Genomic DNA, 11,551 nt, shown 5'->3' with positions numbered 1-11,551 from the left:
GGTGGCTGGCCCCGCTGGCGTGTCCTGGTGCAGAAGAAGTGCTGTTCTCCTCCGGCCCATTCGTTCCTGCCCTGCGGGAATCAACCGAGCTCTGACCGAGGTTCTCTGATGTCCACTTCCCAGTTTCGCCCAGCTGTAGGCCGCCGACTCCTTCTCTGTGTGCTGAGCCTGTCGCTCACAGCCGTCCTCAGCCGCGCCCAGGCCCACACCACGTCGGACTATCAGCTGGATCTGTTGGTCAGCGGCGCGGCTCTGCAGGGCACCTGGGACGTGATGCTGCCGGACCTCGCCGGCGCACTGCCGCTGGATTCGGATCAGGATGGGCGGGTCAGCAATGAGGAACTGACGCGCTCCGGCGCTCTGGCCCGCAATTACATGCTTGAGCGCCTCGAGGTCCGTGCCGACGGTCAGGCCTGCACCCTGACGGACACGGCCATGCAGGTGGGCAAAAAGGACACTGGCCGCTTCCTGCGCCTGAGTCTGGCCGGCGAATGCCCCGCCGCGCCCACCGCCTTGCAGGTCACCAGTCGCCTGTTCATGGACCTGAACGACGGCACCACACACCGCGGCTTCCTGAATCTGGAGACCGGGGGGCGCGCCTCAACCAGCGTCTTTACCCCAGAATCCATGACCGCAGACGTCTCACTGGCCCGGCCAGGGGCGTGGCAGAACGTCCTGACCTTCATCTGGCTGGGCATGACGCATATCTGGGCGGGCCTGGACCATGTGCTGTTTTTGCTGACGCTGCTGCTCCCCACCGTTCTGCGGCGACAGGAAGGCCAGTGGCAGCCGGTGGCGACGTTCCGGGAAGCCTTCGGCAGCGTCATCAAGGTGGTCACGGCCTTCACGGTGGCGCACTCCATCACCTTGACGCTGTCTGCCCTGGGCATCCTGACCTTTGCGTCCCAACTGGTGGAGTCGGTGATTGCTGTGTCCGTGGTGTTCGCGGCGCTGAACAACCTGGTACCCCTGGTGCAGGAACGCGCCCGCTGGGCCGTGGCCTTCGGGTTCGGCCTCATGCATGGCTTCGGCTTCTCCAGCGTGCTGGGCGAGCTGGTGGAAGACCGTCAGGCCCTGGTACAGAGCCTACTGGGCTTCAATCTTGGGGTGGAGCTGGGCCAGCTGGCCCTGGTGGCCGTGGCGGTGCCGCTGCTGTTCTGGATCCGGGCGACCGTCTTTTACCGGCGGGTGGTGTTCGCGCCCGCTTCGGTCGGGGTGGCTGTGGTTGCTGCGGTGTGGTTCGTGCAGCGGGCCTTCCCAGCGCCCGGCTGAGGAGAAGTCACGAAGACATCAACTTCGCCTTGCCCGGTGAAGCGGGGCGGTTCGGTACACTGCGGCGTACGTCATGACGGCTGATGACCTCTCCCCCCACGCTGCAGATCATGGTCTCTCGGCTGAACTCCTGAAGCTGACGCGGGCGCTCCGTGATGCGTTCCCAAGGCAACCGGCACAGATCCGTCAACCCACGGACGATCTGCAGGAGGCGTATGCCCAGGCAAAGGCCTTGAGCAACGAATTTCTCTCCCAGCTCACGCACTTTGGAACGCTGTCTGGCGCCCGCGCCACTCCGCGACCAGAGGGCATCAAGAGCTGGTCCCGCACGGAAGAAAAAGGGAGCCTGTTCGGTCTGGTGCCGCTGGACATCCTGGGCGGCAAGTATGTGTTTGACCAGTTGGCGCCCCTGTATGCGGCGGCGGCCCGGATCGGTGAGGGGTTTGAGGTCCTGGCCTTTCAAGACCGATTCCTGAGACCACAGTCCAGTGGGTACCGCGACCTGCAGTTTGTGGTGTCGGTTGAGGGCCACGCCGCAGAAGTCAAGTTCTGCCACGCCGCATTTGATGAACTGGACGCTTACGAGCACCGCCTCTACGAAATGCGGCGGGTTCTCGAACGTAAAGCGGAACTGTCCCCCATTGAGCGAATCGTCTTGGATACACTCATTGATGCGAGTACACTGATGTACCAGCAGGTCTGGGCCAGTGTCAGTGCTGAAGGAGGCGGTGAGTAGATGACCAAGTTTTATCTGGTGGGCACCGTGCCCGTCAAAATTGAGAGGCGTGCCGACGGCGCGACAGTGGTTCAGGCCTTCAACGTTCAACTGGGGCGCCTGGAGAATAACTCCCGCTACTACACCATGATCCGCCGCGATGACACTGGATTGGTCCGGTTGATTACGGAAGCGGAGTTTGACGCTCACGTGCAAGCGCTCCGCTTAAAAGCGTCCTAAAGCATGCTTCGTCAGCGGCGGTGGCCCCAGGGCCACCGCCGCTTTACGGCCCGCTGAGCGCCAGTACGTCGGCCGTGGCCCGCTGAGCGGTCAGCACCAGGCCCGGTTCAGCAATCTTTTCTGCCATGAGGCGCGCCCGCAGGAGCCGGTCTGTGGCAGACGGATCTTGGATGCGCGCCAGTTCCCGGCTGTAGTAGAGCGTGGCGAGCGTTTCGTACTCCCACAGTGATCGGGCGCGCGCCGCCGCAATGGCCTGTTCATAGAGCGCGCGCCCTTGCCCTTCGTCACCACGGCGAAACGCGATCAGGCCCCGGGTGGCACTCAGCGTGAGCCCCAGTTCCGTGTCAGGGGGCAGCGGCTGGGTCCGCGCCAGGTACTGCTGCGCCAGATCGAGCTGACCGTCCTCGGCCAGGTAAAAGGCCATGTTGTTCAGCAGCAGGTCCTCGTCCGGTGAAGCGGCCAGCGCCCTGCGCGTAAGATCGATGGCCCGGCTGGGGGTGGAATCGAGCAGGTGCGAGAGGTACCCCGCCAGGATCGCAGGTTCTGCGGAGAACGGTTCATCCTGGAACCACGCGAGGTAGGCGGCGCGCGCCGCCTGAAACTGCTGGGCTTCGTAGTGGGCCCAGCCGGCCGCCTCGAAGTTGCGCGGCACATTGAGCCACTGGCGCTCATCCATGTCCAGACGCACTTGAGGGGCTGCCCACTGCACCTGGGCCAGGGCGTTTTCGGTGGGCTGTTCCAGCGCCTGTTGCAGCCGCCGCCGCACGCTCTTGGGTTTGGCGTCCTGGAGTTCCAGGGTGCCGAGGGCCGCAGCCAGCTCACTGGTGTGGTGGGGATGGAACTCCCGGCGCTCCAGGGCTTCACGCGCCCGTTTGATGGTCCGGGGCATCAGGCCCGCCACCATGGCAGCGCTGATCTCGGCCGCCATCAGCCAGGGGTCCTGGGGGGTGCGCGGTTGACGCCGGAGCAGATGAACCGCTTCGTCTGGGGCCTGAACATGCACGTAGAACCGCACGGCCGCCCGGAGTACCAGCCGGTGGTGCGGGGCCAGGCCCAGGGCGACGCGCAGCTGCCGCTCGGCCTTCAGGGTGGCGCCCAGGGCGGCGTACATGCGGGCCAGGTCCACGTGGGCCAGCGGATCGCGGTCAAACGCGTTCAGGTCCGCGCGCAGCCGGCGCACTGCACGGTGCATGTCGTCTGGGGCCAGTTCGTCCAGGCTGGCCACAGGGAGGGAGCGCAGCTCGGCCAACGGCTGGCCCAGAATGTGCCGGGCGGCCTGAAGCACGCGCGGTGTGGTGTCGCCAGAGTGGCGCAGTAAAAAGGCGGCGGCGTCTTGCGCGCCGTTAACCTGGCGCAGGAGCGTGGCCGCGCCCGTGAGTTCAGCGGCCCGCCCCACGGAAGGGTGGGCGGCGAATGCCGTCTGCAACTCCAGCAGGCGCACGCTGGCCTGCGCGCGAGCCCGATCAGCGTCGCGGGGCTGCGCAGCGTTCAGGCTGTTGGCTTCTCCTAACTGGACAGCGGTGGCGCTCTCTCGCCAGCGCGGAATGACGCGCCGGTCTTCCTGCCGGGGCAGTTGGGTCACCGCGCACGCCGCTGGGCCAGCAGGGCCCGCTGCCGCAGCAGGTCAAACAGACTGACGTACCGCTGCACACTGGTGGGGTCGAGGGTGCCGACGTTGCTGGGGTGCCCACGCCGGGCAGGCTCTGGAAAGCACAGCTCCCGGATGCAGCGGGCCAGTTCGGGGGCCAGGGCAGGCCCGACCCGGGCCACCAGCTCCCGCTCGACCGCCCGCATGGCCCGGCCGAAGGCGCCCAGCAGGTGTGGCACCAGGTCCGCGAAGCTGCCTTCCCACTCCCCGCAGAAGATGATGGGCTGCAGAGGCTCGTCCAGCTCGGCATACAGATAGGTATTGAAGTGCTGATGGGTAAACAGGAAGGTGACCAGCCCGCCCAGCATGTAGAGGTCGGCCCATTTGCGCTCCCGCCAGACTTCGGTGGACGGCGCGAAATACAGCACTTCGGGCGGGGCGTACTCCATGGTGCCGGAGAACAGATGCTCGTGGTGAGGGGAGGTGCCGCGGGCGTCCACGGCCCGGCCCAGATCCCCAATCTTCCAGCCGTCCCCCGGAAACACCAGGACGTTGGCCGGCTTCAGATCATTGTGGGCGTACCGGGCGCCGTGCAACTGCTGCAATCCCACCGCGATGTGATGGACGCACTGCAGGAGCCACACCGAATCGATGGTCGTCAGGGCCAGGTGGTCGCGGATGTCCCCGGCCGCGCGGTCAAACACGATGTAAGGCACCGGGACGAGGACGCCGGGCAGCCGCTCTTCACCATGATCCACCGCCCGCACGACGCGGTGCATGCGCAGGTCCCGGCAGATGTCGAGCAGTTTGACTTCGAAATTGAACTGCGCCGACACGAGTTGCAGTTCGAGCATGACGTTGGGGGCCTGGTAGACATCGGACAGATCGATGGCTTTCAAAAACCCTTCGCGCCCGTCACGGTGCTGCACGAAGTAGCCGACCGAATGCTGCCCTTCGTGGATGGGCGCCGCGGTGCCCAGGGGCGTCACTACTTCCCAGCCGCTGGCCAGGGTCAGGCCGGCCAGGAAGTGGGCGGGATGGGTGTGTGGCGCGCGTGGTGTGGCGTGGGACATAAGGATCTTGGAGTACAGGCACCGTACCACGGGTCGCACTCACAGCTGCACTCAACAATCCAGGCAAGGGCGTTTCGCGTTGTCTTGGTGATTACGCGAGGTGACCTTGAACAAGTCGCTGCGCGTCCTGTCCAACCCCACCCAACAGGGCCGAGCTCCGCGTGCGTTGCCAGGGCAGTCCCAGGAAAAACACGCCTGGCACGCGGGTGACACCGCCATCGTGAATAGGAAAGCCATGTTCATCCAGCACGCCCACATCCAGCCAGCGGTAGTTCGGGCGGAACCCGGTGGCCCAGACCACGCCCTCGGTCTCCAGGCGTTGGCCGTTCTGGGTCATGAGGGCCTGGCCGGCCGTGTCCACGATCCGGGACGCGAGCTGGAGCTGTCCCGCCCGGCTCAGGCGCTTCAGGTTCGTGCCAATCACGGGGTCCCGGCGTTGCAGAGCGCGGCCCAGGGGCGAAGCGGCGCTCACATCCAGCAGACCCAGGGTGCTGAGCACGTCAAAGATGTCGCGGCCCAGCAGGCGCTGTGGTAGGGCAGGTTGAGGGCGGCCCTGCGCGACGGTCACCATGTGGGTGCGGCTCAGTTCCTGGGCGATCTGGGCGCCGGAATTGCCGGAACCGACCACCACCACGCGGCCGGGAGGGAGGTCGGTGGGCCTCCGGTAAGCGCTGCTGTGCAACTGGACCACGTCAGGTGCGAGGGTGCGGGCGAAGGCAGGCGTGTGCGGGGTCTGAAAGGGGCCGGTCGCCACCACGACCGCGCGGGCGGTCCAGTGGGTCTGCAGTGTGGTGACGGTGAATCCAGCGGGTGTGGTCTGCACCTGCAGGACGGGGGAGGCGTGCTCCACGGGAAGGTGAAAAGCCTGAACGTAGGCGTTCAGGTAGTCGGCGACCTCGTCCTTGGTGGGGTAGTGCTCAGGGTCGCCGGGAAAGGGCAGGCCGGGCAGGGCGTTGCGTTTGGCGGGGGTGAAGAGCATGAGGGTGTCGTAGCGCGTACGCCAGCTGTCTCCTGTACTGGTGTTCGCGTCGAGGATGCGGAAAGTGAGGCCCGAGCGCTGCAGGTGGTATCCAGCCGCAAGCCCGGCCTGGCCGCCGCCGATCACGATGACGTCGAGAGGGGCGGCCGGGTCATCAGGGGTCACGGTCATACCATCAGCATATATGAATATACATTCAGATGTTAGAGAAAACAGGTGACCGTGTCTGGCGGGAGATGAGATCGGGTGGCGTGGGCGGCCAGACCGGCTGCTGGGTTCATACAGCGTTCTCCAGCTGGCCTGTGAGAGCTGATTTGGACTATTACATTTCTGCATTTTGAGAATGCTATTCTGGAGTTACTGGTGTTCTTGCCAGTCGAGAGACCCCTGGACCTCTCGCCAGCAGTGCCGGTCACCTGACCTGGTGTCAGGGTTTGAAAGCTCTAAAAAGCCCACGAACAGACCGCAAGCCCACTGTGCCCACCAGGCGGCATGGTCACCATGTCCGTGTTCTGGTAACACCGACCTGGTTCGCTTCCCGGCAGGTAAGTCTCCGTCTGGTACGGGGGTTTGCTCGCAGTTGAGACCAGCCGCCTAGAGCGGCCTGATCTCTCCTCGCCCCGAAGGCTGACAACATGACACAGACGTTTACGCCCACCCGCATCCCCCCTGCACTGCCCGGAACTTCACTGCTCGGGCTGAAGGCCACCAACCTCTTGGATCTTGGTGAAGCGGTTCATGCTGGCTTGACTCCGGCCACTGTCGAGCGGCTGGGCAAGTACATCGGGTTGAGCCTGGCCGAGACCCTGTCGCTGCTGGGGCTGAGCAGCAGCACGTACCACAGCTACCGGCGCGCCGGCCGCGCGCTCAGCGCGGACGTCAGCACGCACCTGTACCACCTGGCCCGGGTGACCGAAGCCGCTGAGCGGTACTTCGAGCACAAGGACGCCGCCCACGCCTGGCTGCAGACACCGCGCGCCACGTTTGGCCACCGCACCCCCCTTCAGTTTGCCCTTCTTCCCGAAGGCGCCGAGTACGTGACGACCGTGCTGAGCAGGCTTGAGCACGGAGTCTACACGTGACCCTGACCCTCCACCGCGTCAGTAAATTGCAGTACGCCACCCAACCCCTTCTCACCGACCATGGCTTCGGCGCCGCGAAATTCGGCGGCCGCTATAACAGTGCCGACCCCGCGCTTGAGGTCGACCGGCGCATCATTTACGCCAGCGACACCCTGGGGCAAGCCCTGCTGGAAGTCATCGTGCATGTCGACAGTGACGTGCTTCAGCGTGTGCCCCACGGGCATGTCACGCTCGCCGTGGATCCTGACGCCATCGCCGAGCTGCCCGCGTCTGCGCTGCCTGCACACTGGAATGCCCACCCTCTGAGCCCGGCCACGCAGATGATTGGGGACGAGTGGTATGACCTGGGCAGTTCACCCGTGCTGCGGGTGCCTTCGGTCATCCTGCCCCTGACGGTCTATGGTCCTGGGCAGGCGAATTACCTCATCAATGCGCGGCATCCGGAGATTGCCTCGGCGGTTCAGCTGCTTCGCTGCGAGCCCCTGAGCGTTGATCCCCGGCTGAAAGGCCAGTAGAGCGCAGCAGGCACCGGACGACTTCTTCGCCGTCCGGTGCTTCGTGGTGAGGGCACGCCGCTTTACGTGAGGGTGACACAGATGCGGCGGGCCACGGTTTCAGCCAGGACCACGGGCTGGCCTGCGCCCTCTGCCTGAACGGTCAGGGTGCCCAGGCCTGGACAGCGCGCCAGCACCGCGACCCTGACGCCTGCACTCAGGGCGTGGGCGTTGAGGGCCTGCGCCGCCTGAGGCTGACGGGGAAGCTGAATGATGCGGGCCATGATGGCCAGTGGCGCGTCTGTGAGGCGACGTCCGGACCCGGTTGCTGGGTGGCCGTCACTGCCCGGGATGGCGTCACCGTGCGGATCAATGGCGGGATGTCCCAGCCACTCGGTGACCCGCGCTTCAAGCCCTTCACTCATCACGTGCTCCAGACGCTCGGCCTCCTCATGCACTTCACTGAGGGGGTAGCCCAGGGCCTCATGCAGGTACAGTTCCAGCAGCGTGTGGCGCCGCAGCACGTCGCGGGCGGCGCGCACGCCTGCAGGGGTGAGGTGCGCGCCGCGGTAGGGCACGTGACTCACCAGGCCCCGCTCGGTGAGGCGGCGCAGCATGGCTGTCACGCTGGCCGGGTTCACGCCGTGGGCATCGGCCAGGGCCTGGGTGGACACATTGCTGTCCTGCCCGAGCAGGTACATCTGCTTGAGATAGTCCTCCACGGACGGGGAGAAGGTGTGCCCGGGCATGCGAAAAGTATGGCACGCCTTGACAATATTTTAGGCGAGACTAATACTCAATTATGTTGAACATAAAATTCAGATTGGTCGGTCATCCAGCGGTGACGCGGTGAGCTGGTGGCGGTCCCTGCTGTCCCGGCGGGACGTGCTGCGGGTAGGGGCAGGCGGCGCCGCGGCCCTGGCGGGCAGCGTGGCGCTGGGGCAGCGTGGGTCGCACCCCGCTAGCCACAGTGGAGCCGCCGCGGCCAGCCCGGCGCCGACCACTTCCGCTCACGCCGGGCACGGCAACAACCTGATGGTCGGCACGGTCAACCACAAGCGCAACGGCTTTGACCCCATGGCGATGCTCACGGACTGGGACTGGGGCAAGGTCAGCACCCTCCCGAATGGCCAGACGCTGCGCGAGTACACCATGATCGCGCAGGACAAGGAGATCGAGATTGCCCCCGGCATCTTCTTCCCGGCCTGGACCTACAACGGCCGCGTGCCGGGGCCGACCCTGCGCTGCACGGAAGGCGACCGGCTGCGCATCACCTTTATCAACCAGACCATTCACGCGCACACCATCCACTTCCACGGCGTGCACTCGGCCGAGATGGACGGGGTACCGGGCGCCGGCCCTGGTGAAATTCAGCCCGGCGGGCGCTTCGTCTATGAGTTCGACGCCGAACCGTTTGGCTGCCACCTGTACCACTGCCACGCCACGAGCCTGAAACGGCATATCCACAAGGGCATGTACGGGGCCTTCATCGTGGATCCTAAAGGCGGGCGGCCGCCCGCGCGCGAGTTCGTGATGGTGCAAAACGCCTTTGACACCAACTTCGACGGGGCCAATGAGATCTACGCGGTGAACACGGTGGGCTTCGAGTTCGCGCGGCGGCCCATTCCCGTCCAGAAGGGCGAACTGGTCCGCATCTACCTGATCAACATCCTGGAATTTGACCTGATCAACTCGTTTCACCTGCACGCGAACTTCTTCAATTACTACGACACCGGCACGACCTTGGAGCCCACCAGCCGCATCGTGGACACCATCATGCAGGCCCAGGGCCAGCGCGGGATCCTGGAATTCAAGTACAAATTCACGGGCAACTTCATGTTCCACCCGCACATCAGCGAGTTCACCGAACTCGGCTGGATGGGCTCGTTTCAGGTGGTCGAGCCAGAGGCCTATCCGGCGGCCCTGAAGGCGGCTGGCGTCGATGCCGGGTGGGACAAGCGCAGCCTACAGGGCGCTGCAGGAGGACGGTCGTGAGTGCGCCGGCCGTGGGGGGCGGCCGCTGGGCCAGCCTCTGGGGTCTGGCACTTGTTCCTTTGCTGCTGCTTGGGGCGGTGCTCGCGTATCTGGTCGCCACAGGCGGCGGCATGAAGGCCCTTCAGGGTCCACCTGTCGAGCAGGTCAAGATTGGCCGCGTCACCCTGCCTGAGCGCGGCGTCATCCAGGTGCAGGTGGTCAATGACGGTCCGCAGGCGGTCACCCTGCCACAGGTGATGGTGGATGACGCGTTCTGGTCGTTTACCGCCAGGCCCGCTGGGGCCATTCCCCGCCTGGGCACTGCGACGCTGACCATTCCCTATCCCTGGGTCGAGGGCGAGGCGCATAAGGTGGCGCTGCTGAGCTCGCTGGGCACTGTGTTCGAGGCGGAGATTCCAGTGGCGACGTTGACCCCTCAGCCGGGGCGGGATCTGTTCGTGCGCTTTGGGCTGGTGGGGTTGTACGTGGGCGTGATCCCGGTGCTGCTGGGCATGCTGTGGTTTCCCTGGATGCGCCGCCTGAGTGCACGCGCCATGAACTTCATCCTAGCCCTGACGGTGGGCCTGCTGGTCTACCTCGCAGTGGGTACTTACCTGGACGCCCAGGAATTCGCGGCCGCGCTGCCCGCCTTCTGGCAGGGGACGCCGGCTGTGCTGCTGATCGCCCTGTTGACCCTGGGGGTGCTGCTGGCCCTGGGCGGCAAACGCCGGCCTGAGGAGGCGCCCCTGGGGCTGTCCTACCGCATCGCCACGGGAATTGGGCTGCACAACCTCGGGGAAGGCCTTGCCATTGGCGCAGCCTTTGCGCTGGGAGAAGCGGCGCTGGGCACCTTCCTGATTCTGGGGTTCACCCTACACAACATCACCGAAGGTGTGGGTATCGTGGCGCCGGTGGTGCGCCAGAAGCCAAAACTGAGCCAGTTTGCCCTGCTGGCGCTGATCGCTGGTGGACCCGCCATCCTGGGCACCTGGCTGGGCGGCTTCGCGTTCAACCCGGTGTTGGCGACGATTTTCTTAGCTGTGGGGGTGGGCGCCATCGTGCAGGTGGTGTGGGAGGTGGGCCGCCTGGTGGCGCGCAACACGGCGGCCCTGGGTGCACCCCTGGTGGGCTGGTCCACCCTGGGCGGCTTTACGGTCGGGGTCGCCCTGATGTACTTCACCGCCTTCTTCGTCAAGTTTTAAAGGATCGGCCCAGGGAGACGCGCTCTGGGCCTCTTGCTTGGCTCTATATATGAAAGTATGCTCATATATGGAATCTCAAGTGTCGTATCCAGCGCTGTTCGCCCTCACCCTGCTGTACCTGCTGCTCGCGTTTGTCTGGCGCTCGGTGCTGGTCTGGCGGCAAACGGGGGCCAATCCGTACGTGTTGCCCCAGGATGACAGTCCGCAGGGGTATGTGGGCGCGGCCATGCGCCTGCTGATGGCGGCTGTGCTGCTGACCACGGGGGGACTCGCCGCCGCGTCCCAGGCAGCGGCGCTGGTGGGGACGTTGCCCTGGTTGGTCAGCCCCGCGCTTCAGGGTGGGGGCTGGCTTCTGATGGCTGGTGCCCTGGGGCTGACCCTGGTGGCCCAGGCCCAGATGGGCGCGTCCTGGCGAATCGGACTGGACGAGCGGGCGCGAACCGCTTTGGTGCAAAGCGGCGTGTTTGCCCGCTCGCGCAATCCGATCTTCCTGGCCATGCGCCTGATGTTGCTGGGTCTGTTCTTGGCCGCGCCACAGGCGGTGACCCTGACGCTGCTGGTGGCGGGGGAGGTCCTGATGCAGGTGCAGGTCCGGCTGGAGGAGGCCTACTTGCACGGTGTCCATGGGGAGACGTACCAAGCATACCGCGCGCGGGTGCCGCGCTGGTGGTGATCATCTCGCATCGAGACCGTGGCGGCCCTCTGGTGGAGGCGGACGGCCGCCGCACACGCACGCCACTGTGCCGTCAGCCCGCGCTGGCCAACGTTCCCATGAACGGACAGGTGAAAACCCGATTCTCCGGCTCATTGCTACTGCAATGCCGCAGCGGACAGGGCCACCGCGCCCAGGAGGATGGACAAGAATCGGCGCATAGGGCCTCCGGGCCAGCAGAAAGGGAAGCCGCCCCAGCGCTGGCCGGCTGGGGCGGGGT

The 11,551-nt window shown here is 65.7% G+C and carries 12 protein-coding genes; 8 read left to right on the top strand and 4 right to left on the bottom strand.

The window, feature by feature from the left end; translation table 11 throughout:
• The first annotated feature begins 108 nt into the window (after positions 1–108).
• From K7W41_RS19230 to K7W41_RS19220, 3 genes are all read left to right on the top strand, one after another.
• Positions 109–1,272 carry a HupE/UreJ family protein gene (locus tag K7W41_RS19230; RefSeq protein ID WP_224611879.1) on the top strand — a complete coding sequence of 388 codons (1,164 nt, stop codon included), beginning with the start codon at positions 109–111 and terminating at the stop codon, positions 1,270–1,272.
• Positions 1,273–1,345: 73 nt separating this feature from the next.
• Positions 1,346–2,008, top strand: a complete 663-nt coding sequence (locus K7W41_RS19225; protein ID WP_224611878.1) for a hypothetical protein — start codon at positions 1,346–1,348, stop codon at positions 2,006–2,008.
• Positions 2,009–2,227 (top strand): hypothetical protein, encoded by a 219-nt coding sequence (locus K7W41_RS19220; RefSeq protein ID WP_224611877.1) that lies wholly within the window; start codon positions 2,009–2,011, stop codon positions 2,225–2,227.
• Positions 2,228–2,270: 43 nt separating this feature from the next.
• Here K7W41_RS19220 and K7W41_RS19215 read toward each other — a convergent pair whose 3' ends face one another.
• The 3 genes from K7W41_RS19215 to K7W41_RS19205 form a co-directional block, all read right to left on the bottom strand.
• Positions 2,271–3,809 carry a hypothetical protein gene (locus K7W41_RS19215; protein ID WP_224611876.1) on the bottom strand — a complete coding sequence of 513 codons (1,539 nt, stop codon included), beginning with the start codon at positions 3,807–3,809 and terminating at the stop codon, positions 2,271–2,273.
• A complete protein-coding gene (locus K7W41_RS19210) occupies positions 3,806–4,888 on the bottom strand; it encodes a protein kinase domain-containing protein (protein ID WP_224611875.1) in 1,083 nt (360 codons plus the stop codon). Before K7W41_RS19210 ends, K7W41_RS19215 begins: the two co-directional genes overlap by 4 nt.
• 91 nt (positions 4,889–4,979) lie before the next feature.
• Positions 4,980–6,038: a flavin-containing monooxygenase gene (locus tag K7W41_RS19205; protein WP_224611874.1), complete on the bottom strand. Its 1,059-nt coding sequence runs from the start codon at positions 6,036–6,038 to the stop codon at positions 4,980–4,982.
• A 464-nt stretch (positions 6,039–6,502) separates the two neighbouring features.
• Between K7W41_RS19205 and parS the strand changes: the two genes are divergently transcribed.
• Positions 6,503–6,949, top strand: a complete 447-nt coding sequence (gene parS, locus K7W41_RS19200; protein WP_224611873.1) for a type II RES/Xre toxin-antitoxin system antitoxin — start codon at positions 6,503–6,505, stop codon at positions 6,947–6,949.
• On the top strand, positions 6,946–7,464 hold the full coding sequence (locus K7W41_RS19195; RefSeq protein WP_224611872.1) for an RES family NAD+ phosphorylase: 519 nt from the start codon (positions 6,946–6,948) through the stop codon (positions 7,462–7,464). The genes parS and K7W41_RS19195 overlap by 4 nt, the downstream gene beginning before the upstream one ends.
• 62 nt (positions 7,465–7,526) lie before the next feature.
• Here K7W41_RS19195 and K7W41_RS19190 read toward each other — a convergent pair whose 3' ends face one another.
• Complete coding sequence (locus K7W41_RS19190) at positions 7,527–8,192, bottom strand: metal-dependent transcriptional regulator (protein ID WP_224611871.1); 666 nt, start codon at positions 8,190–8,192, stop codon at positions 7,527–7,529.
• Positions 8,193–8,292: 100 nt separating this feature from the next.
• On the opposite strand from K7W41_RS19190, the gene K7W41_RS19185 reads away from it, so the two are divergent.
• From K7W41_RS19185 to K7W41_RS19175, 3 genes are all read left to right on the top strand, one after another.
• Complete coding sequence (locus K7W41_RS19185; protein WP_224611870.1) at positions 8,293–9,438, top strand: multicopper oxidase domain-containing protein; 1,146 nt, start codon at positions 8,293–8,295, stop codon at positions 9,436–9,438.
• Entirely contained in the window at positions 9,435–10,619 is a 1,185-nt protein-coding gene (locus K7W41_RS19180; protein ID WP_224611869.1) for a ZIP family metal transporter, read from the top strand. The genes K7W41_RS19185 and K7W41_RS19180 overlap by 4 nt, the downstream gene beginning before the upstream one ends.
• Before the next feature lie 67 nt (positions 10,620–10,686).
• Entirely contained in the window at positions 10,687–11,292 is a 606-nt protein-coding gene (locus K7W41_RS19175) for a methyltransferase family protein (protein WP_224611868.1), read from the top strand.
• Positions 11,293–11,551 lie beyond the last annotated feature (259 nt).

This window comes from Deinococcus multiflagellatus (assembly GCF_020166415.1).
Classification (GTDB): Bacteria; Deinococcota; Deinococci; order Deinococcales; family Deinococcaceae; genus Deinococcus; species Deinococcus multiflagellatus.
This window is presented reverse-complemented; position numbering and strand designations above follow the sequence as displayed.